The sequence below is a fragment of the Geobacillus sp. Manikaran-105 genome (assembly GCF_002809955.1).
GTDB classification, from domain to species: domain Bacteria; phylum Bacillota; class Bacilli; order Bacillales; family Anoxybacillaceae; genus Geobacillus; species Geobacillus thermophilus.
This window is the reverse complement of the sequence record NZ_PIJG01000051.1, coordinates 1-20,758: the sequence shown is the minus strand read 5'-3', so window position 1 is coordinate 20,758 and position 20,758 is coordinate 1. Positions and strand designations below refer to the sequence as shown.

The following is a 20,758-nucleotide window of genomic DNA, read 5'->3' as shown; positions in this document are numbered from 1 at the left end:
TGATCCGCTCACGCTCCATTCCAACGATTTTTCTTCCTTTTTCGACATAAGCCCCCTAAATCCCTGCCTCAGGGTGTACTTTTTCACCGGCCTTCTAGAAGGCGTCCGCTATTATGAACCGAAAGAGCATGGCGAGGAAAAACATTACGCCAAGGTGTACCGGCGGCTTGAGCAGTTAAAGCATGGCGGCAAGGCTAGTCCGTGAACGTGCGGGGCATTTATGGTATAATAACACAGGCGATTTTCCAAGAGGGGGAACATGACGATCATGGTTCATCGATATATGCCATGGCTGCGCGGAAGTTTGTATTTTGCCGGCCTCTTCATGATGTCGTTTCTTTAGGGGGGATATGATGAAAATTTCAACGAAAGGCCGGTATGGGCTGACGATTATGATTGAATTGGCGAAAAAATATGGCGACCGTCCGATTTCGCTTCGTTCGATTGCCAAAGCCAACAATTTATCAGAACATTACCTCGAGCAGCTTGTGACGCCGCTGCGCAACGCCGGGCTTGTCAAAAGCATCCGCGGGGCGTATGGCGGCTATGTGCTTGCCGAGCATCCGGCGAAAATTACCGCCGGCGACATTTTGCGCGTGCTGGAAGGACCGTTGACCCCGGTTGAGGAGCTGGAAGAGGAGGAGCCGGCGAAGCGCGAGCTATGGATTCGCATCCGCGATGCGGTCGAGGAAGTGCTTGACAGCACGACGCTTGAAGATTTGGCGAAGTATAGCGATGGAGACGAAGGGGCATATATGTTTTATATTTAAGCAACAGAAAGGGGAATGACCGGTGCAACGGATTTACTTGGATCATGCCGCCACCTCTCCCGTTCACCCGGAAGTGGCAGCCGGCATGGTCCATTGGATGACCGAACAGTTCGGCAACCCGTCTAGCATCCATTACTTTGGCCGGCAAAGCCGCCGGGGCGTTGATGAGGCGCGGGCTGTCATCGCCCGCTCGATCGGGGCGAAAGAGACGGAAATCGTGTTCACAAGCGGGGGAACGGAAGCCGACAACTTCGCGCTCATCGGGACGGCGATGGCCAACCGCAGCCGCGGCCGTCATATTATTACGACTGCCATTGAGCACCACGCCGTGCTGCGCGCCTGTGAATATTTAGAGACGCAAGGGTTTGAGGTGACGTATTTGCCAGTCAATGAACAAGGGATGGTCTCGGCGGATGACGTGAAAGCCGCGCTGCGCGACGAGACGATTGTCGTATCGGTCATGTTCGCCAACAATGAAGTGGGCACGATTCAGCCGATCCGCGAAATTGGCGCGCTTTTGCGCGACCATCCGGCCTATTTCCATACCGATGCCGTCCAAGCATACGGCCTCATTCCGATCGATGTCAATGAGTACGGGATTGATTTGCTGTCGCTCTCAAGCCATAAAATTAACGGTCCAAAAGGAATTGGGGCGCTTTATGTGCGCGAAACGGTGAAAATCGCTCCGCTCCTTTTCGGCGGGGAGCAAGAGCGGAAGCGGCGCGCCGGAACGGAAAATGTGCCGGGCATTATCGGTTTGGCGCAGGCGGCGGAGATCGCCGAGCGGACGAGGGGCGACAAACGCAAGCAATATGCGGCTTGGCGTGAAGCGATGATCGATATTTTCCGCTCTTCGGGCATCGACTATGTGGTCAACGGCAGTCCGGACGGCTTGCCGCACATTTTAAATGTCGCCTTCCCGGGAACGAACGTGGAATCGCTGCTTGTCAATCTCGATTTGGCGGGCATTGCCGCCTCAAGCGGCTCAGCATGCACGGCCGGGTCGATCGATCCGTCGCATGTGCTCGTGGCCATGTGCGGAAAAGAATCGGAGCGCATTCGCTCGTCCGTCCGCTTCAGCTTTGGGCTCGGCAATACAAAGGAACAAATTGAGCAAGCCGCGGAAGAAACGGTCAACATCGTCAAGCGGCTGACCAATCGGTAAGGAGGCGAAGCATCATGAACAAAGCCCCGCACGAAACGCGCGTCGTCGTCGGCATGTCAGGCGGGGTCGACTCGTCGGTTGCTGCTTTGTTGCTGAAAGAACAAGGGTACGATGTGATCGGCATTTTCATGAAAAACTGGGACGACACCGATGAAAACGGCGTTTGCACGGCGACCGAAGATTATGAAGATGTCGTGCGCGTCTGCAATCAAATCGGCATTCCGTACTATGCGGTCAACTTTGAAAAGCAATATTGGGATAAAGTATTTACGTACTTTTTGGAGGAATACAAAGCCGGTCGCACCCCGAACCCGGACGTGATGTGCAACAAAGAGATCAAATTCAAGGCGTTTTTGGACCACGCCATGTCGATCGGCGCCGACTACGTGGCGACCGGCCATTACGCCCGCGTCGAATTTCGCGATGGCGAGTATAAAATGCTGCGCGGCGCTGATCCGAACAAAGATCAGACGTACTTTTTGAACCAGCTCGGCCAAGCCCAGCTGTCAAAAGTGATGTTCCCAATCGGCCATTTGCACAAGGCGGACGTCCGCCGCCTTGCGAAAGAAGCAGGGCTTGCCACCGCCGGGAAAAAGGACAGCACCGGCATTTGCTTTATCGGCGAGCGGGACTTCAAAGAATTTTTAAGCCAGTATTTGCCGGCTCAGCCAGGGGTAATGAAAACGCTTGACGGCGAAGTGAAAGGGCGGCATGACGGGGTGATGTATTACACGATCGGCCAGCGCCACGGCCTTGGCATCGGCGGCGGCGGCGAGCCGTGGTTTGTCGTCGGCAAGGATGTGCGCGAAAACGTGTTGTATGTCGCCCAAGGGTTTGAAAACGATTATTTGTACTCCACATCATTAAAAGCGATCGATGTCAACTGGGTGTCTGACCGCAAACCGGAAGCGCCGTTCCGCTGTACGGCGAAATTCCGCTATCGCCAGCCGGATGTCGGCGTCGAAGTTCGACCGCTTCCAGACGGCAAAGCCGAAGTCGTGTTCGATGAGCCGGCGCGGGCGGTGACGCCGGGGCAGGCGGTTGTGTTCTACAACGGCGAGGAGTGTCTTGGCGGCGGCATCATCGATGAAGTGTTCCGCAACGGCGAAAAGCTTTGGTATGTCGGCTGATCTCTGTTTTGTGCGCCGCTGCAGCGCGGATCAGACATGCAGGCGAAACGAACGGCAGGAAATGGGGGATGAGCGGTGGCCAATTGGAACGAACAAGGGCTTTTGCATATGCGCGCCGGGGAGCATGAAGAGGCGCTCCGTTGCTTTTCAAAAGCGGTCCAGGAACAGCCCGAAGACCCGGCCGGCTACATTAACATCGGCACCGTTTTGGCTGCGGCCGGCGAGGAAGAGAAAGCGCTCGACTGCTTCCGACAGGCGCTGGCGCTCGATGAGCGGGCGGCGGCCGCGTATTACGGCATCGGCACAGTGCATTACAAACGCGAGCAGTTCGCCCAGGCGAAAGACATGTTTGAGCGGGCACTTCAGCTCGGGCTGAATGATGCGGATACACATTTTATGCTCGGCATGTCGCTGTTGCGGCTGGAGATGCCGCGCCTGGCGCTGCCGTATTTGCAACGGGCGGCCGAACTGAATGAAACGGATGCTGAAGCGCTCTTTCAACTTGGTCTTTGCCTTGCCCACCTCGAATATGTGGAAGAGGCGAAACGGTATTTTGAAAAAACGATTGCGCTCCAGCCGGGCCACGCTGATGCGTATTACAATTTAGGCGTCATTTATGCGTATCAAGACGACTGGGCAGCCGCCCGCGATTGGTTTGCGGCCGCGCTGGACGCCAAGCCGGATCATCTGCTCGCCGGGTACGGGAAAAAACTGATGGAAAAGCGGCTTGCGCCGTAAAAAGGCGGGGGATCGTTCTTGCAAGAGCAGCAAACGCTTGCCTTGGACGGACGCACGTTCATTAAGGGAGCATGTTTGTCAGTCATCTTCCACAATGAGGAAACGCTTTATACCGTCGCCCGCATTCGCGTTGAAGAGACGAATGAGGAGCCGGTCGAGGAGGAAGTCATCGTCACCGGCTATTTTCCACGCTTGCATGAAGGAGACGTATATGTCTTTTACGGCCAGTTCCGCCAACACCCGCGCTTTGGCCGACAGTATGCGGCCGAACAGTTCCGCAAACAGCTTCCCAACACGAAAGAAGGGGTCATCCATTATTTGTCGAGCGGCTTGTTTAAAGGGATCGGCAAAAAAACAGCGGCGGCGATTGTCGAGGCGCTTGGCGAAAACGCGATCGCTGCGATTTTGCGCGACCCGGATGCGCTTTTGAAAGTGCCGAAGCTGACGAAGCAAAAAGCGAAACGATTGTACGAATCGCTCCGCGCTCACGAAGGATTGGAACAAACGATGATTGCCCTTACCCAGTTTGGGTTCGGCCCGCAGCTTGCCATGAAAATTTATCAGGCATACGGCGAGGAAGCGATGGATGTCATTCATCAAAACCCGTACCAACTTGTTGAGGACGTTGAAGGAATCGGTTTTGGACGCGCCGATGAGCTCGGCCGCCAGCTCGGCATTTCCGGCAGCCATCCGGCCCGGCTGCGCGCTGCTTCGCTGTTTGTTCTCGAACAGGCGTGCTTGCAGGAAGGGCACGTGTATTTGCGCGAGGAAGAGCTGATGGAGCGCATCGGGGAGCTGCTTGATGGAAGGCAAAGCGGTGCGGTGGATGGACAAGCGATCGGCCAAACGCTTCTGATGTTAAGCGAGGAAGGGAAGCTGATCGCCGAGCAAGGGCGTTATTATCTCCCCTCCCTTTACTTCGCCGAGAAAGGGATCGTCTCCAACATTAAGCGGCTGCTCGGGCAGCCGCCTCCGGCCGCGTTTGCCGAGTCGGAGTTTTTATTGGCGCTCGGGGCGCTTGAGGAGCGGCTTGGCATGCAATACGCCCCCCAGCAAAAAGAGGCCATCGAGCGCGCCCTTTCCTCGCCGCTTTTTATTTTGACCGGCGGTCCGGGCACGGGGAAGACGACGGTCATTCGAGGCATTGTCGAGCTGTTTGCCGCGCTCAACGGCATCTCGCTTGATCCCGCTGATTATAAACATGACGAGCCGTTTCCCGTGCTGCTTGCCGCACCGACCGGCCGGGCGGCGAAACGGATGAGCGAGGCGACCGGGCTGCCAGCCGCGACGATTCACCGGCTGCTCGGCTGGAACGGGGCGGAAGGGTTCAGCCGCGATGAAGATGAGCCGATCGCCGGCCGGCTGCTGATTGTGGACGAAATGTCAATGGTCGACACATGGCTGGCCAATCAGCTGCTCAAAGCGGTGCCAAACGGCATGCAAGTCGTTTTCGTCGGCGACGAAGACCAATTGCCTTCTGTGGGGCCTGGACAAGTGCTGAAAGATTTGCTTCAATCAGGCGTTATTCCGTCCGTGCGGCTGACTGACGTGTACCGCCAGGCGGAAGGGTCGTCGATCATTGAGCTCGCCCATGAGATGAAGCGCGGGATGGTGCCGGCCGACTTGACCGCTCCCAAGGCGGATCGTTCCTTCATCCGCTGCCGCGCCGGACAAGTGGCGGACGTCGTCCGGCAAATCGCCGACAACGCCCGCAAAAAAGGGTTTTCTGTCAAAGATATTCAAGTGCTCGCCCCGATGTACCGCGGCCCGGCCGGCATCGACCAGTTGAACAAAGTGCTGCAGGAGCTGTTCAACCCTCCGGCTGCCGGAAAGCGGGAGCTGGCGGTCGGCGAGGTCGTATACCGGGTCGGCGACAAAGTGCTGCAGCTTGTCAATCAACCGGAAGACAATGTATTTAACGGCGACATCGGCGAAATCGTTGCCATTTTTTACGCCAAGGAAAATATTGAAAAGCAAGATTTGCTCGTTGTCTCATTCGATGGCATTGAGGTCACATACACAAGGCAAGACTTGGCGCAAATTACGCATGCGTATTGCTGCTCGGTCCATAAAGCACAAGGGAGCGAATTTCCGATTGTCATCTTGCCCGTCGTAAAAAGCTACTACCGGATGTTGAAACGAAACTTGCTCTATACGGCGGTGACGCGAAGCAAACAATTTCTCATCTTGTGCGGCGAAGAGGAAGCGTTTCGGCTTGGCGTCGCCCAGCGGAGCGACAGCGGCCGCCAGACGGCGCTCGCCGAAAAGCTGACAGCCGCGGCGGCGCCGTTGGGTGAAAGGGAGCTGCCGTTTGAGGATGCGAACATCGGGATGGAAAACGTTACGCCGTATGACTTTATGGATGATGAGACAAGCTAAAGGTGGCTGGAAAGGTGGGAGAATGATGCGGACGTTTTCCGACGTCAAAGGGCTTCCCATTTATGAGCAAACGACAGGGAAAGCGGTCGGGACGATCGCGGACATTTGGTTTACCAGCCACGGCACGGTCAAAGGGTTGGTAGCGGAACGGGGCGGTTTGTTTGGCCGCCGCCGCTACTTGCCGCTTTCCGCCGTGCAGTCGTTGCAAAACGATAAAGTCATCATCCATGATGCTGACAGCTTCCAGCCATTTCCCTCTGCCGAGAGCGGCCACTCTCTTTACGGTGAACGCGGCCTTGCCGGCAGCATGGTCGTTGCTGCGAACGGAAAAGCGATCGGACTGCTGGATGATGTATACTTTGACGGGCAATTGGACAAGATTGATGGATACGAGATCAGCGAGGGATTTTTTTCTGATTTGACCGAAGGAAAGAAACGGATGGAGGCAGTTCCGTTCACCGCCAGGGAAGGCGTTGTCACCGTGGAAACTATGATGTAAGGAGAGTGGCTGTCGATGCTCATTTGCCCCAATTGCAAGCGAAAAAATCTGGGGAAAATTGGTGTCAACCAGTATTATTGCTGGGATTGCTTCATTGAGCTGTCCGTCTCGAAAGGGATGATCCACGCCCATCAAGTCGAGGAAGACGGGACGTTAAGCTCCTTGGATGACTTGTTTGACGACCATGAGCGCACGATCCCATATTAGGGGGGACAAGCATGAACCGGACGATGACGTCGTTGTTGGCCGTCGGGTTGGGTGTCGCTGCATACCAGCTCGCCCAGCGCAACGGTTGGACGAACGGCCGCACGATGCGGAGAATGCGCCGCCGCTTGATGCAGGCGATCCGTTAAAGCCGTTGCCGCTTCCCGCCCGCGCGGCGGGGGCGGCTTGTTTTTTTGTGAAATAGTGGAAGAGATAACGGGAGCATATTTCCAACTTCATCTCCTACACTAAACGGTAGGAGGTGTGGCGATGGGCGAGCAGCAATGGCTGTCATTTTTGCGCATTGGAAAGTGGCTGTTAGTTACCGCAATCGTGTATTTAATCGTCCGGATGAAAGACGTATGGTGGCCGGTCGTCGATTTTGTCGCCACCGCCTTAGCCCCGTTTTTGCTGGCGGCGTTTATTACCTATTTGTTGCATCCGCTTGTTGAGTATCTTCACGGCAAAGGGATGCCGCGCGCGCTGGCCATTTTGCTCATTTACGTTTTGTTTTTCGGAGCTGTCGGCTACGGGCTTTACCGCGGCGTGCCGCTATTCATCGCCCAGCTGCGGGAATTGGACGAGCAGCTGCCGTCATTAATGGATACATACCGCCGGTGGGCCCGCCATATTCATGATGAAACATCGACATGGCCGATGGAAGTGCATACGCGCATTGAAGCTGTGTTTGTTCAAATCGAAAAGACGGCGGCGGGCGCGGTGACGATGGCGATCGACGCCGCCAAATCATTCATCGGTTCGGCGGCGACGCTTTTGCTCATCCCATTTATCGTGTTTTATATGCTAAAAGACATTGAGGTGCTAAAAAGAGCGGTTTGGTACATGACCCCAAAGCGGTGGCGCGAACCGGGGATGGCGTTTGTAAAAGATGTTGACGAATCGCTTGGCGGCTATATTCGCGGCCAGCTGTTCGTCTGTGCAACGATCGGCCTTGCGGCGTCGCTCGGCCTTTGGCTCGCCGGCATGGACTATCCGCTTTTGCTTGGATTTATCATCGGGCTGACGAACATCATTCCGTACTTCGGCCCGTTGCTCGGCGCGATTCCGGCTGTGATTTTGGCGGCGACCATCTCGCTCAAAATGGTGATCATCGTGCTGATCATCATTTTTGCCTTGCAGTTTCTTGAAGGGAACGTTTTATCACCGTTCATTGTCGGCAAAAGCGTGCATATGCATCCGCTTGTCATTATGTTCGCGCTGTTTGCCGGCGGCGAGCTGGCCGGCGTGCTCGGCCTCATCCTCGCCGTCCCGACTGCAGCGGTGCTGAAAGTGGCCGTATCGCACTGGAAAGAACATTACGCCCCGCATTGACAAACGCTTGCTGCTTGTCTATAATCTTTCAATGAACAAAGCGAATACATAACGCGATGACGGATCGAGTATGTTGCAGTCCATCTTAACGCGCAACCGGCGCACAGAGAGGAATTTCCGCGGCTGAAAGAAATTCCAGATGAAGGGCAACAGAAGGCTAATCCGGAGCGCAGGCAAAACCTGACGCAAGGCTGCGTTACGGCCGAAGAGGTGATGGGCATTTTCTGCCCATAAACAGGGTGGTACCGCGAGCGCAACTCTCGTCCCTGCCAAGGGATGGGAGTTTTTTTATAGAAAAAACAAAGGGGAGGATCATCATGAAGAAACTGACATCTGCCGAAGTGCGGCGCATGTTTTTAGAGTTTTTCCAGGAAAAAGGCCATACGGTGGAGCCGAGCGCATCGCTCATTCCGGTTGACGACCCGTCGCTGCTGTGGATCAACAGCGGCGTCGCGACGTTGAAAAAGTATTTTGACGGCCGCATCATTCCCGAAAATCCGCGCATTTGCAATGCGCAAAAATCGATTCGCACGAACGATATCGAAAATGTCGGGAAAACGGCGCGCCACCATACGTTTTTTGAAATGCTCGGCAACTTTTCGATCGGCGATTATTTCAAGCGTGAAGCGATCCATTGGGCATGGGAGTTTTTAACGAGCGACAAATGGATCGGTTTTGATCCGGAACGGCTGTCCGTCACGGTCCATCCGGAAGACGAGGAAGCGTACAACATTTGGCGCAACGAAATCGGCCTGCCGGAAGAACGGATCATCCGCCTCGAAGGAAACTTCTGGGATATCGGGGAAGGCCCGAGCGGCCCGAATACGGAAATTTTTTATGACCGCGGTGAAGCGTTCGGCAACGACCCGAACGACCCGGAGCTGTATCCGGGCGGGGAAAACGAGCGCTACTTGGAAGTATGGAACCTTGTCTTTTCGCAGTTCAACCATAACCCGGACGGCACGTACACGCCGCTGCCGAAGAAAAACATCGACACCGGCATGGGCTTGGAGCGGATGTGCTCGATTTTGCAAGATGTGCCGACAAACTTTGAAACCGACTTGTTTATGCCGATCATCCGCGCCACCGAGCAAATTTCCGGCGAACGGTATGGCGAAGACCGGGAGAAAGACGTCGCGTTTAAAGTGATTGCCGACCATATTCGCGCGGTGACGTTTGCGATCGGCGATGGGGCGCTGCCGTCAAACGAGGGCCGCGGCTATGTATTGCGCCGCCTGCTCCGCCGCGCCGTGCGCTACGCGAAACACATCGGCATTGAGCGTCCGTTTATGTACGAGCTCGTCCCGGTTGTCGGCGAAATTATGCATGACTATTATCCGGAAGTGAAAGAAAAAGCCGATTTTATCGCCCGCGTCATCCGCAGTGAGGAGGAGCGGTTCCATGAGACGCTTCACGAAGGGCTCGCCATTTTAAGCAACGTGATCGAGAAGGCCAAATCCGAAGGAAGCGACGTCATCCCCGGCGAGGACGTGTTCCGCCTGTACGATACGTACGGCTTCCCGATCGAGCTGACGGAGGAATACGCGGCAGAAGCGGGAATGAAAGTCGACCATGACGGGTTTGAACGAGAAATGGAACGGCAGCGCGAACGGGCACGCGCCGCCCGCCAAGACGTGGATTCGATGCAGGTGCAAGGCGGCGTCCTTGGCGACATTAAAGACGAAAGCCGCTTCGTCGGCTACGATGAGCTCGTCGCTTCTTCCACCGTTCTCGCCATCGTCAAAGACGGACAGCTTGTCGAGGAAGTCCGCGCCGGCGAAGAGGCGCAAATCATCGTCGATGTGACGCCGTTTTACGCTGAAAGCGGCGGCCAAATCGCCGACCAAGGAACGTTTGCCGGCGAGACGGGAACGGCGGTCGTCAAAGATGTGCAAAAAGCGCCAAACGGACAGCATCTTCATTCGATCGTCGTCGAGAGCGGTACGGTGAAAAAAGGTGCGGTGTATACGGCGCGCGTTGATGAAGCGAAACGGGCCCGCATTATCAAAAACCATACGGCAACCCATTTGCTCCATCAGGCGCTGAAAGACGTGCTCGGCCGCCATGTCAACCAGGCGGGCTCGCTCGTCGCTCCAGACCGGCTCCGTTTTGACTTTACCCACTTCGGGCAAGTGAAGCCGGAGGAGCTTGAGCGCATTGAAGCGATCGTCAACGAGCAAATTTGGAAAAGCCTTCCGGTCGACATTTTCTACAAACCGCTTGAAGAAGCGAAAGCGATGGGCGCGATGGCGCTGTTTGGCGAAAAGTACGGCGACATCGTCCGCGTCGTGAAGGTGGGCGACTACAGCTTGGAGCTGTGCGGCGGCTGCCATGTGCCCAACACATCAGCCATCGGCCTGTTTAAAATCGTCTCCGAATCGGGCATCGGCGCCGGCACGCGCCGCATTGAGGCGGTGACCGGGGAAGCGGCGTACCGCTTTATGAGCGAACAGCTGGCTATTTTGCAAGAGGCGGCGCAAAAGCTGAAAACAAGCCCGAAAGAATTGAATGCGCGTCTTGACGGACTGTTTGCCGAGCTGAAAGAGCTCGAGCGCGAAAACGAATCGCTGTCAGCCCGCCTCGCGCATATGGAGGCAGAGCACCTCACCCGCCAGGTGAAAGACGTAAACGGCGTGCCGGTGTTGGCCGCGAAAGTGCAGGCGAACGACATGAACCAGCTGCGGGCGATGGCCGATGACTTGAAGCAAAAACTAGGCACTGCAGTCATTGTCTTGGCGGCGGTGCAAGGCGGAAAAGTGCAGCTGATTGCTGCGGTGACCGACGACTTGGTGAAACAAGGATTCCACGCCGGCAAACTGGTGAAAGAAGTGGCGTCACGCTGCGGCGGAGGAGGCGGCGGACGGCCGGATTTGGCGCAGGCAGGCGGCAAAGATGCGCAGAAAGTCGCCGAGGCGCTCAACTATGTCGAAACGTGGGTGAAATCCATTTCCTAAATGGGCGCGGATCGTGTACAATGGATGTAAGAGAAGGGGATGGCCCGAACAAAGAGCGAGGTGGAAACGGTGAGCTCGTTTGATCAAACGATGCAGTTTCATTTTTCCGAAGAGCCGGCGGAAACGAATGTCCGCGAAGTGTTGTTGACGGTGTATGACGCCTTGCAAGAAAAAGGCTACAACCCGATCAACCAAATTGTCGGCTACCTGCTGTCCGGCGACCCGGCTTACATCCCGCGCCATAAAGATGCGCGCGCGCTCATCCGCAAAATCGAACGCGACGAATTAATCGAGGAATTGGTGAAATTCTATTTACAGGGGCAACGAAAGGATTGACCGATGCGGATATTGGGGCTTGATCTCGGAACGAAAACGCTCGGCGTCGCGGTGAGCGATGAGCTTGGCTGGACGGCGCAAGGACTCGAGACGATCGCCATCGATGAGGAGCGCGGCGATTATGGTTTAGAGCGGCTGCGCGCCCTTATCGATGAGTACGGCGTCGATGCGATCGTCGTCGGATGGCCGAAAAACATGAACGGCACGCTCGGACCGCGCGCTGAGGCAAGTGAGCGGTTCGCCGCCAAACTGCGCGAGGAGTTTTCTTTGCCGGTTGTGCTCTGGGATGAACGGCTGTCGACGATGGCCGCCGAGCGGATGCTGATTGCCGCCGATGTCAGCCGGAAAAAGCGGCGGAAAGTCATTGACAAAATGGCGGCGGCCGTCATTTTGCAGTCATATTTGGACAGTAAACGATAAATTGGAGGAGAAAACATGGAACACGGAGACCGTCACATTACCGTTGTCGACGAACATGGCAACGAGCAGCTGTGCGAAATTTTGTTTACGTTTGAATCGGACGATTTTGGCAAATCGTACGTGTTTTACTATCCGGTCGGCGTCGAGGCGGAAGATGAAAACGGCGAGACGGAAGTGCACGTTTCCGCCTTCATCCCTGGGGATGAGAACAAAGAAGGCGAACTGCTCCCAATCGAGACGGAGGAAGAGTGGGACATGATCGAAGAAGTATGGAATACGTTTTGCGCTGAACAGGAAGAGGAAGACGACGAATAACGGACAGCAGAGGGGGCCAAAAGGATCGGGGCCCCTTTTCTTATTGCCGTATTATGCGCTGAGAAACGATAAGTTGTGTTCCATGCAATGGTTCAGACATCTTCTTGTTTGTCCGACAAATGTTGCGAAGGGCTTCGATTGACCGGCGCGTTTCCTCCCCTGGCTTTGCATTTTTTGACCGTCAAGGGCGAAAAATGCGGAACTTTGTAGTATAATATGGCCGGGTGAAAGGAGGACAAAGATGAAACAGAACGATTTTAGGGCGCCAGAGGCGCGGCTTGTGCGGAAAATCGTCTTGATTGTCTGTGCTGTTCTGCTGGCGGCGTTTGTCATTGCCGGCGCCAGCAGTTTCTTATACATCCGTTCAGCGCTTAAGCCCGTCGACCCGAATGACCGCACCCCGGTCCATGTCTCGATTCCGATCGGTTCATCGGCGGCGGATATTGCCGAACAGCTTGAACGAAAGCGGCTGATTAAAAGTGCGGCCGTCTTTCGCTTCTATGTTCGCTGGAAAAACGAATCAGGCTTTCAAGCGGGGGAGTATGAGCTGACGCGGGCGATGCCGATGGCGCGCATCATCGAGCTATTGCAAACCGGCCGGTCGCTAAAAATCGGATTGAAGCTCACCATTCCAGAAGGGTCGCAGCTTGTGCAAATCGCTGCCATCATCGCCGCCAAAACCGGGTACAAGCAGGAAGACGTGATGAAGCTGTTGAACGATCGCGCGTATATTGAACAGCTTCGCCGCACGTACCCTGAGTTGTTGACAGCGGACATTTTTCAGCGCGGCATTCGTTATCCGCTTGAAGGCTACCTGTTTCCGGCCACTTACGTGTTTGCCGACCAAAAGCCGCCGCTTCCGGAGATCATTGAGGCGATGGTCGCGAAAACGGCGGAGGTGCTCGGTCAATACAAAGAGACGATGAAAGAAAAACAATTGTCGCCGCATCGATTGTTGACCATGTCGTCGTTAATCGAAGAAGAGGCGACCGAGAAAGCCGACCGCGAAAAAATCGCCAGCGTCTTTTACAACCGGCTGCGCATCGGCATGCCGCTGCAAACCGATCCGACCGTCCTGTACGCGCTCGGCAAACATAAAGATCGGGTGCTGTATAAAGACTTGCAAGTTGATTCGCCGTATAATACCTACATTCATCAAGGGCTGCCGCCCGGTCCGATCGCCAACGCCGGCGAGATGTCGATCGAAGCGGCGCTTCAGCCGGCTGCGACCGACTATTTATACTTTCTGGCCACTCCGGCGGGCGACGTCATTTTCACGAAAACGCTCGCCGAGCATAACCGCGAAAAAGCGAAATACATTGGGAAACAATAGCGCAAACTGGAAGTTGCTTGCTCAATGGGCAAAACGGCTTCGCTTTTTTGCCCGTTTATGATACTATAATAAAGTTGAACAGCGCCGCCGCCTGAATCGGGCGGCGGCCAACGATAAGAGTCGGTTGGCGGCTCTTATTTTTCATATGATCGACGGAGGAGGAGTCCTCTTGCTTTCAGAACATATCGTCCGTTATTTGCGGCAGCTGCGCCCGGCGCCGGATGCAGAAATCGCGGAAATGGAGCGGTACGCTCGCGAACAGCGCGTGCCGATCATCGATCCGGTGAGCATGGAGGTGCTGCTGTTTGTGTTGAACTTGGCTGCGCCGCGCCGCATTTTGGAAATCGGCACCGCGATCGGCTATTCGGCGATCCGGATGGCGAAGGCGCTGCCGGATGTGCGCATTGTGACGATTGAAAAAGACCGGGAGCGGTACGAGCGCGCCCGTTTTTATATCGAGAAAATGAACATAGCCGGACGGATTGAGGTGATTTTGGGCGATGCGCTTGACGCTGTGGCGGATGCGGCAGCGGCGGCGCCGTTTGATGTGCTGTTTATCGACGCGGCCAAAGGGCAATATGAGCGCTTTTTTACGCTGTATGAGCCGCTTCTGGCCGAGGGCGGCCTTGTCATTAGCGACAACGTGCTGTTTAAAGGGCTTGTCGCGGCTGAAGAGCTTGCGGGCAATAAGCGGCTGTGGAACATCGCGCAAAAAATCCGGCGCTACAATGAATGGCTGATGGCCCGGAGCGATTACGACACGGTCATCATTCCCGTTGGCGACGGGCTGGCTATATCGAAAAAACGAGGTGAACGAGAATGAAAAAACCGGAATTGCTCGTCACGCCGACGAGCGTTTCCCATATTGAGGAATTGGCTGAAGCGGGAGCGGACGCTGTAATGATCGGCGAACAGCGCTATGGCTTGCGGCTTGCCGGCGAATTTTCCCGCGCCGACGTTGCTGCGGCCATCGAAGCGGCTCACCGGCACGGCATGAACGTGTATGTGGCGATGAACGCCATTTTTCATAATGACAAAGTCGATGAACTGGGCGATTATATCGCTTTTGTCGCCGCCGCCGGCGCTGACGCCATCGTGTTTGGCGACCCGGCCGTGCTGTTGACGGTTCGCGAGGCCGCCCCTCATATGAAGCTCCACTGGAGCACGGAAACGACGGCGACGAACTGGTATACATGCAACTATTGGGGGCGAAAAGGAGCGAAGCGCGCTGTCTTGGCCCGCGAGTTGAACATGGACGCCATTTTGGAAATCAAAGCCCATGCCGAAGTGGAAATCGAAGTGCAAGTGCATGGGGCGACGTGCATGTACCAATCGAAGCGTTCGCTCATCGGCAACTACTTCGAGTATCAAGGAAAAGTGATGGAAATTGAACGAAAAAAATATGAAAAAGGGATGTTTTTATACGACAAGGAGCGCGACAACAAATATCCGATTTTTGAAGATGAAAACGGCACGCATATTATGAGCCCAAACGATGTTTGCATCATCGACGAGCTTGGCGACATGATCGAAGCCGGCATTGACAGCTTCAAAATCGATGGCATTTTGCATGAGCCTCGCTACATTACGGAAGTGACAAAGCTGTACCGCCGCGCCATTGATATGTGCGCCAAAGACCGCGAGCAGTATGAGCGGGAAAAAGAGGAGCTGCTTGCCGCCGTTGAGGCGCTCCAACCGCCGCACCGCCGATTGGACACCGGATTTTTCTTCAAAGAGACGATTTATTGACAAAGGAGGGAGACCGAATGCTGCTGAAAAACGACCGCATTTCCGAAATCGTTGACGGCAAGCGCGTCATTGTGAAAAAACCGGAATTGCTTGCGCCGGCCGGCAACCTAGAAAAGCTGAAAATTGCCGTCCATTACGGGGCGGATGCCGTCTTTATCGGCGGCCAAGAGTACAGCCTGCGCGCCAACGCCGACAACTTCACGATTGACGAAATTCGCGAAGGAGTTGAATTTGCCAACCGATACGGAGCAAAAGTATACGTCACGGCCAACATTTATGCGCATAATGAAAACATTCCCGGCCTTGACGACTATTTGCGGGCGCTCGAAGATGCCGGCGTCCATGGCATTATCGTCGCCGACCCGCTCATTATTGAGACGGCGCGCCGGGTGGCGCCGAAGCTTGAAGTGCATTTAAGCACCCAGCAATCGCTTTCGAACTGGAAAGCGGTCCAGTTTTGGAAAGAGGAAGGGCTCGAGCGGGTCGTGCTCGCCCGCGAGGTGAGCGCCGAGGAAATTCGGCAAATCAAAGAAAAAGTCGATATCGAAATCGAGGCGTTCATCCACGGAGCGATGTGTTCCGCCTACTCGGGCCGCTGCGTGTTGAGCAACCATATGACGGCGCGCGACTCGAACCGCGGCGGGTGCTGCCAGTCGTGCCGCTGGGACTATGACTTGTACCAGCTGGCTGACGGACGGGAAATCCCGCTGTTTGCTGAGGGCGATGCTCCGTTTGCCATGAGCGCGAAAGATTTAAACCTCATCCGCGCCATTCCGGCGATGATTGAGCTTGGCGTTGACAGCTTGAAAATTGAAGGGCGGATGAAGTCGATCCATTATGTGGCGACGGTTGTGAGCGTCTACCGGAAAGTGATTGACGCCTACTGTGCCGACCCGGATCATTTCACGATCCGCGAAGAGTGGGTGCGGGAGCTTGACAAGTGCGCCAACCGCGAAACAGCGCCGTCGTTTTTTGACGGGTTTCCGGATTATACGAACCATATGTACGGCACGCACAGCCGGAAGACGACGCATGAGTTTGCCGGCCTTGTGCTTGGCTACGATCCGGAGACCGGCATCGCCACCATCCAGCAGCGCAACCATTTTAAACCGGGTGATGAGGTCGAATTTTTCGGCCCGGAAATCGAAAACTTTACCCAAGTGATCGATACTATTTGGGATGAAGACGGCAACGAGCTCGATGCGGCCCGCCACCCGCTGCAAATCGTCAAGGTGCGAGTCAAACGCCCTCTCTTCCCGTACAACATGATGAGAAAGGAGAATTGAGATGGCGGACAAGCCCGTTGTCATCGGCGTCGCCGGCGGCTCTGGCTCGGGAAAGACGAGCGTCGCCCGCGCAATTTATGACCATTTCGGCGATCACTCGATTCTTGTGCTCGAGCAAGATTTTTATTACAAGGACCAAAGCCATCTCCCGTTTGAAGAGCGGCTGAAGACGAACTACGACCATCCGTTGGCGTTTGACAACGACTTGTTGATCGAGCACGTTCATCGGCTGCTTCGCTACGAGCCGATCGACAAGCCGGTGTATGACTATAAGCTGCATACCCGTTCGAACGAAGTCGTCCGCGTCGAGCCGAAGGATGTCATTATTTTGGAAGGCATTCTCGTTTTGGAGGATGAGCGGCTCCGCAATTTGATGGACATCAAAGTGTACGTCGACACCGACCCGGACATTCGCATCATCCGCCGCCTCATCCGCGATATGAAAGAGCGCGGCCGCACGTTTGATTCGGTCATTGAGCAGTATTTGTCCGTCGTGCGGCCGATGCACAACCAGTTTGTCGAACCGACGAAACGCTACGCGGACGTGATCATTCCAGAAGGCGGGCAAAACGCGGTCGCCATCGATTTAATGGTGGCAAAAATTCGCACAGTTCTTGAACAAAAAGCGTTTTTATAATAACATAACAGAGACAAAACAATATATTATATACCAAGTAAGCGTACGAACAGTTGTTTTTCTGTTCGTACGTTTTACATAATGCAGAACATAGAGGAGTGAGACAAATGGCGAATGAAAAGCAGTATCCAATGACGAAAGAGGGAAAAGAGAAACTGGAACAAGAGCTTGAGTACTTAAAAACGGTCAAGCGGAAAGAAGTCGTTGAACGAATCAAAATCGCCCGCGGGTTCGGGGATCTGTCGGAAAACTCGGAATATGACGCCGCGAAAGACGAGCAAGCGTTTGTGGAATCGCGCATTCAAATGCTTGAAAACATGATCCGCAACGCCGTCATCATTGAAGAAGACAAAGAAAACCCGGATGTCGTCTCGCTTGGCAAGTCGGTGACGTTCATCGAGCTTCCGGACGGCGAAGAAGAGACGTACACGATCGTCGGCAGCGCCGAGGCCGACCCGTTCGAAGGGAAAATTTCCAACGACTCGCCGATTGCCAAATCGCTTCTCGGCCGCCGCGTCGGCGATGAGGTGACGGTGCAAACACCGGGCGGGGAAATGCTGGTCAAAATCGTGGCGGTCAAATAAACAGGCGGACCGCCGCGTCCGGGCCGCTCCGAATGAAGGCTGCAGCAAATCGCCGCCGACGGCACGTTTGAAAGGAAAACACCTCGTCGAAACTGATGATGAGGTGTTTTCATTATGTGGAAAAAACGGACAATCGTCACCATCGCGCTCATCCAGGCTGCCTTGCTGCTGCTGATCGGCCGGTTAGCGCAAATCCAGCTCATTGATCCGGAATCGTTTGCCGGCCGCAATTTAATCGCGGAAAGCGTCGCCCAGCGTACGCAGGAGCTGACGATTGACGACGGGCGCGGCTCGTTCGTCGACCGGAATGGCCGCCCGCTGACAAAGCGGTACGTGCCGTCGCTTGTGCTGTTTCCGTTTTTGGCGACGATGAAATGGCCGATTGAGCAAGTCGCCCGCATCGCCGGCGTTACGGTGGAAGACATCCGCCGCCAGCTTGAGGAGGCAAACGGCCCGTTCATCCTGCAGCAAGACGGCGAGCCGCTCGCCTTAAGCGCCAGCCAAATGAAGCAAATTAACGACTTGCGCATCCCCGGGGTTTTTGCTGTCAAGAAACAATATCCGCTTGAGACGGTGTATGCGCCGCATTTGCTTGGCTTTACCCGGAAGGATGAGAAGCTTCTGCGCACGCGCTATCCGAAGCGTTCGCTCCCGCCGCAGGCTGAAGTTGGCATTCAAGGGCTTGAGAAGGCGTTCGACGAGTTTTTGCTCACAGATGGCGAAACGAAGCTGTTGTACCACGTTGACGCTGAAGGAAGGCCGCTGTTTGGGCTTGATGTGAAATACAGCGACCCGGGCAATCCGTTTTACCCGGCGACTGTCCAAACGACGCTCGATCGTGATATCCAGCAAGAAATGGAGCAAATCGTGGACCGGTACGGGTTGAAAAAAGGCGGGCTCATCCTGCTCGAGGTGGACGACAGCAGCGTGCTCGCCATGGTCAGCCGCCCCAATATGAATCCGCGCGACCCGTATAAAAACCGCGGGGCGGAAAATCAAATGGTGCTGCCGCAAATTCCCGGCTCCGTCTTTAAAACGGTTGTCGCCGCCGCGGCGCTTGAGGAAGGGCTGGCTTCGCCTGCTGCGATGTTTGATTGCAGCAAAAAAATTGACGGCACGACGCTGGATGAGGAGCACGACTACGGCATGCTCAACTTGGCTGACAGCTTTGCCGTCAGCTGCAACAACGCGTTTGCCGCGCTCGGCAAACAGCTCGTTCGCCATGACCCGGATGCATTGGAAACGTATGCGGAAAAGCTCGGGTTGTATCCGACAGCCGGCTGGGAAGGAGCCGTGTACCATGAGGAACATTTCCGTCAATTTCCAGAAGAGCAGAAAGGAACGATTTGGCACGACAAGCGCGATAAGCGGGTGCCGCTTGCCGTGGCGCAAACGGCCATTGGGCAAAAAGATGTGCGCGTCTCCCCGCTTGGCGTCGCCAACATGATGGCGACGATCGCCCGCGGTGGCGAGGCCTTGAAGGTGCGGGCCGTGGACAAAGTGCTGTATAAAAACGGGACGACGTTGTTTTCGTTTTCACCCGAGCCGGCGACGGACAAGGAGCCGCTTGCGCCGCAAACGGCAAGGCAGCTCCAGCAGCTGCTGCGCGGCGTCGTCATCAATGAAGACGGCACCGGCCGCCGCTTTCGCTCGCTTCCGTACGAAGTGGCCGGCAAATCCGGGACGGCGGAGACAGGAAAAACGAAGGGCGGCAGCGAATTAATCAATAAATGGTTTGCCGGCTATTTCCCAGCTGACCGCCCGAAATACGCCCTCGCCGTCGTCGAGCTCGACTGCCCGAGCGGACAGGCGGCCACGAATGATGTGTTTGCCGCGGCGGTTGAGGCGCTTTATGCGTATGACCGAAACAAAAACGACCAGGAGTGACGAATCGATATAATGAATTCGTTGCGGCCACATAAAGGAGGGGGAGGCCGATGCAACAAACCGGAACACGTTTTGCCACCCGCGCCAAGCGGCGGAAAATCAACCGCTGGCTCAATGGAGCAATCGCCGTTGTGGTGTTGCTCATTCTCATTGTCGGTTGGAACATATTGTTCGGCGGCGAGCCGAGCCATAAAGCGGCGGATGCTGAGGCGAAGCCGGCTGCGGGGGCGGATGGGGCGAAGCGGGTCGAAATCGAAACGGGAGAACCGACCGTGCCGTCTGAAACGGAGGAAGCTGCTTCCGGGGACGAGTCCGAACCGGCTGAAGAGGAAGCCGAACAAGACGTGACGGCAACGCCGGGGCCGCCGGGGTCGAATATTGAAAAAGAGATCGTCAACCCGGCATGGCAGCCGGTCGGCACGACGCAATCAGAGCCGCATGAAACGGTGTTTAAAAAAGATTCGGTGGACTGGAAGGAAATGCTCGATGCGGTCAGCTATGCGACCGGCATCGCGCCGGACGATATGATCGTTTGGTTCATCGGCAACAATGGGCCGAACAAAGCAGTGGCGACGATTTCAACGAGAGACCAGACCGCCCATTACCGAGTGTATATTGAATGGGTGACGAATGAAGGATGGAAGCCGACGAAAGTGCAAAAGCTGCGGGAAAAACCGTAGCGATTTTTGAAGGGGAACAGGTGCCCGCTTAGAAGGGGCGCCTGTCATTTTTTTGCCTTAAAGTGGACGACGGCACTGTAAAACCGCTTCCCGTTTTCCATGACATGCATTTGGTGCGACACATGATGGACGGAAAGCAGCAGCGCTTTGTTATGCTCGATTTGCTCGTTGATTTTTTTTTCAAGCGTTCGCAAGTCGTCAGCTTCAAAAAACTCCACTTTGTCTTCAATCAAATCAAGGGAAATGTTCACCATGTCTTTGCCTCCCTCTAGAAATGTTGATTTATCAAGGCTTTTCGGCCCCTCAGGGGTGTCCAAAAAATATTTTTCGACAAAATCCCTTACATCCTTTTTCAGTTTT

At 55.3% G+C, this 20,758-nt stretch carries 22 protein-coding genes and 1 pseudogene; 22 read left to right on the top strand and 1 reads right to left on the bottom strand.

What is annotated here, in order from left to right; translation table 11 throughout:
• From CV945_RS17610 to CV945_RS13675, 22 genes and pseudogenes are all read left to right on the top strand, one after another.
• A pseudogene (locus tag CV945_RS17610) lies at positions 1 to 205 on the top strand (hypothetical protein); the annotation flags it as partial.
• A gap of 148 nt (positions 206 to 353) precedes the next feature.
• Positions 354 to 770 carry a cysteine metabolism transcriptional regulator CymR gene (cymR, locus tag CV945_RS13775; protein WP_011232042.1) on the top strand — a complete coding sequence of 139 codons (417 nt, stop codon included), beginning with the start codon at positions 354 to 356 and terminating at the stop codon, positions 768 to 770.
• A gap of 22 nt (positions 771 to 792) precedes the next feature.
• Complete coding sequence (locus CV945_RS13770) at positions 793 to 1,935, top strand: cysteine desulfurase family protein (protein ID WP_044743327.1); 1,143 nt, start codon at positions 793 to 795, stop codon at positions 1,933 to 1,935.
• 14 nt (positions 1,936 to 1,949) lie between these two features.
• On the top strand, positions 1,950 to 3,065 hold the full coding sequence (gene mnmA / locus CV945_RS13765; RefSeq protein WP_033011927.1) for a tRNA 2-thiouridine(34) synthase MnmA: 1,116 nt from the start codon (positions 1,950 to 1,952) through the stop codon (positions 3,063 to 3,065).
• A gap of 75 nt (positions 3,066 to 3,140) precedes the next feature.
• Complete coding sequence (locus CV945_RS13760; protein ID WP_080729660.1) at positions 3,141 to 3,803, top strand: tetratricopeptide repeat protein; 663 nt, start codon at positions 3,141 to 3,143, stop codon at positions 3,801 to 3,803.
• A gap of 18 nt (positions 3,804 to 3,821) precedes the next feature.
• Complete coding sequence (gene recD2 / locus CV945_RS13755) at positions 3,822 to 6,182, top strand: SF1B family DNA helicase RecD2 (RefSeq protein WP_094239007.1); 2,361 nt, start codon at positions 3,822 to 3,824, stop codon at positions 6,180 to 6,182.
• A 25-nt stretch (positions 6,183 to 6,207) separates the two neighbouring features.
• Positions 6,208 to 6,681 (top strand): PRC-barrel domain-containing protein, encoded by a 474-nt coding sequence (locus CV945_RS13750; protein WP_100659983.1) that lies wholly within the window; start codon positions 6,208 to 6,210, stop codon positions 6,679 to 6,681.
• A gap of 15 nt (positions 6,682 to 6,696) precedes the next feature.
• Entirely contained in the window at positions 6,697 to 6,888 is a 192-nt protein-coding gene (locus CV945_RS13745; RefSeq protein WP_033011933.1) for a hypothetical protein, read from the top strand.
• 11 nt (positions 6,889 to 6,899) lie between these two features.
• Entirely contained in the window at positions 6,900 to 7,034 is a 135-nt protein-coding gene (locus tag CV945_RS13740; protein WP_080729662.1) for a YrzQ family protein, read from the top strand.
• Positions 7,035 to 7,155: 121 nt separating this feature from the next.
• On the top strand, positions 7,156 to 8,217 hold the full coding sequence (locus CV945_RS13735) for an AI-2E family transporter (RefSeq protein WP_100659982.1): 1,062 nt from the start codon (positions 7,156 to 7,158) through the stop codon (positions 8,215 to 8,217).
• 317 nt (positions 8,218 to 8,534) lie between these two features.
• Entirely contained in the window at positions 8,535 to 11,171 is a 2,637-nt protein-coding gene (gene alaS, locus CV945_RS13730; protein ID WP_100659981.1) for an alanine--tRNA ligase, read from the top strand.
• 69 nt (positions 11,172 to 11,240) lie between these two features.
• Positions 11,241 to 11,507: an IreB family regulatory phosphoprotein gene (locus tag CV945_RS13725; protein WP_015375467.1), complete on the top strand. Its 267-nt coding sequence runs from the start codon at positions 11,241 to 11,243 to the stop codon at positions 11,505 to 11,507.
• 3 nt (positions 11,508 to 11,510) lie between these two features.
• A complete protein-coding gene (gene ruvX / locus CV945_RS13720; RefSeq protein ID WP_033011936.1) occupies positions 11,511 to 11,927 on the top strand; it encodes a Holliday junction resolvase RuvX in 417 nt (138 codons plus the stop codon).
• A 15-nt stretch (positions 11,928 to 11,942) separates the two neighbouring features.
• Positions 11,943 to 12,242 carry a DUF1292 domain-containing protein gene (locus CV945_RS13715; protein WP_011232031.1) on the top strand — a complete coding sequence of 100 codons (300 nt, stop codon included), beginning with the start codon at positions 11,943 to 11,945 and terminating at the stop codon, positions 12,240 to 12,242.
• Positions 12,243 to 12,483: 241 nt separating this feature from the next.
• On the top strand, positions 12,484 to 13,575 hold the full coding sequence (gene mltG / locus CV945_RS13710; RefSeq protein ID WP_100659980.1) for an endolytic transglycosylase MltG: 1,092 nt from the start codon (positions 12,484 to 12,486) through the stop codon (positions 13,573 to 13,575).
• A gap of 169 nt (positions 13,576 to 13,744) precedes the next feature.
• Positions 13,745 to 14,398, top strand: coding sequence for an O-methyltransferase (locus CV945_RS13705; protein ID WP_033011938.1), 654 nt, complete (start codon positions 13,745 to 13,747; stop codon positions 14,396 to 14,398).
• Positions 14,395 to 15,324 (top strand): peptidase U32 family protein, encoded by a 930-nt coding sequence (locus CV945_RS13700; RefSeq protein WP_033011940.1) that lies wholly within the window; start codon positions 14,395 to 14,397, stop codon positions 15,322 to 15,324. The genes CV945_RS13705 and CV945_RS13700 overlap by 4 nt, the downstream gene beginning before the upstream one ends.
• 17 nt (positions 15,325 to 15,341) lie before the next feature.
• Positions 15,342 to 16,610, top strand: a complete 1,269-nt coding sequence (locus tag CV945_RS13695) for a peptidase U32 family protein (protein ID WP_033011943.1) — start codon at positions 15,342 to 15,344, stop codon at positions 16,608 to 16,610.
• 1 nt (position 16,611) lies between these two features.
• Positions 16,612 to 17,247 carry a uridine kinase gene (gene udk, locus CV945_RS13690; RefSeq protein WP_033014751.1) on the top strand — a complete coding sequence of 212 codons (636 nt, stop codon included), beginning with the start codon at positions 16,612 to 16,614 and terminating at the stop codon, positions 17,245 to 17,247.
• A gap of 107 nt (positions 17,248 to 17,354) precedes the next feature.
• Positions 17,355 to 17,831: a transcription elongation factor GreA gene (greA, locus tag CV945_RS13685; RefSeq protein ID WP_011232025.1), complete on the top strand. Its 477-nt coding sequence runs from the start codon at positions 17,355 to 17,357 to the stop codon at positions 17,829 to 17,831.
• A 114-nt stretch (positions 17,832 to 17,945) separates the two neighbouring features.
• Positions 17,946 to 19,718 (top strand): peptidoglycan D,D-transpeptidase FtsI family protein, encoded by a 1,773-nt coding sequence (locus CV945_RS13680; protein ID WP_100659979.1) that lies wholly within the window; start codon positions 17,946 to 17,948, stop codon positions 19,716 to 19,718.
• A 50-nt stretch (positions 19,719 to 19,768) separates the two neighbouring features.
• A complete protein-coding gene (locus CV945_RS13675) occupies positions 19,769 to 20,398 on the top strand; it encodes a YrrS family protein (protein WP_100659978.1) in 630 nt (209 codons plus the stop codon).
• A gap of 44 nt (positions 20,399 to 20,442) precedes the next feature.
• Here the strand turns inward: CV945_RS13675 and CV945_RS13670 are convergent, their stop codons facing one another.
• On the bottom strand, positions 20,443 to 20,652 hold the full coding sequence (locus CV945_RS13670) for a YrzA family protein (RefSeq protein ID WP_063165193.1): 210 nt from the start codon (positions 20,650 to 20,652) through the stop codon (positions 20,443 to 20,445).
• Positions 20,653 to 20,758 lie beyond the last annotated feature (106 nt).

Bases quoted from the DNA above. Each gene is read 5' to 3' on its own strand.
- CV945_RS13700 (WP_033011940.1), top strand. From the start codon at position 14,395: ATGAAAAAACCGGAATTGCTCGTCACGCCGACGAGCGTTTCCCATATT.
- CV945_RS13680 (WP_100659979.1), top strand. From the start codon at position 17,946: ATGTGGAAAAAACGGACAATCGTCACCATCGCGCTCATCCAGGCTGCC.
- CV945_RS13715 (WP_011232031.1), top strand. From the start codon at position 11,943: ATGGAACACGGAGACCGTCACATTACCGTTGTCGACGAACATGGCAAC.
- cymR (WP_011232042.1), top strand. From the start codon at position 354: ATGAAAATTTCAACGAAAGGCCGGTATGGGCTGACGATTATGATTGAA.
- CV945_RS13695 (WP_033011943.1), top strand. From the start codon at position 15,342: ATGCTGCTGAAAAACGACCGCATTTCCGAAATCGTTGACGGCAAGCGC.
- CV945_RS13740 (WP_080729662.1), top strand. From the start codon at position 6,900: ATGAACCGGACGATGACGTCGTTGTTGGCCGTCGGGTTGGGTGTCGCT.
- ruvX (WP_033011936.1), top strand. From the start codon at position 11,511: ATGCGGATATTGGGGCTTGATCTCGGAACGAAAACGCTCGGCGTCGCG.
- CV945_RS13735 (WP_100659982.1), top strand. From the start codon at position 7,156: ATGGGCGAGCAGCAATGGCTGTCATTTTTGCGCATTGGAAAGTGGCTG.
- alaS (WP_100659981.1), top strand. From the start codon at position 8,535: ATGAAGAAACTGACATCTGCCGAAGTGCGGCGCATGTTTTTAGAGTTT.
- CV945_RS13675 (WP_100659978.1), top strand. From the start codon at position 19,769: ATGCAACAAACCGGAACACGTTTTGCCACCCGCGCCAAGCGGCGGAAA.
- CV945_RS13670 (WP_063165193.1), bottom strand. From the start codon at position 20,652: ATGGTGAACATTTCCCTTGATTTGATTGAAGACAAAGTGGAGTTTTTT.
- mltG (WP_100659980.1), top strand. From the start codon at position 12,484: ATGAAACAGAACGATTTTAGGGCGCCAGAGGCGCGGCTTGTGCGGAAA.
- CV945_RS13745 (WP_033011933.1), top strand. From the start codon at position 6,697: ATGCTCATTTGCCCCAATTGCAAGCGAAAAAATCTGGGGAAAATTGGT.
- udk (WP_033014751.1), top strand. From the start codon at position 16,612: ATGGCGGACAAGCCCGTTGTCATCGGCGTCGCCGGCGGCTCTGGCTCG.
- CV945_RS13750 (WP_100659983.1), top strand. From the start codon at position 6,208: ATGCGGACGTTTTCCGACGTCAAAGGGCTTCCCATTTATGAGCAAACG.
- mnmA (WP_033011927.1), top strand. From the start codon at position 1,950: ATGAACAAAGCCCCGCACGAAACGCGCGTCGTCGTCGGCATGTCAGGC.
- greA (WP_011232025.1), top strand. From the start codon at position 17,355: ATGGCGAATGAAAAGCAGTATCCAATGACGAAAGAGGGAAAAGAGAAA.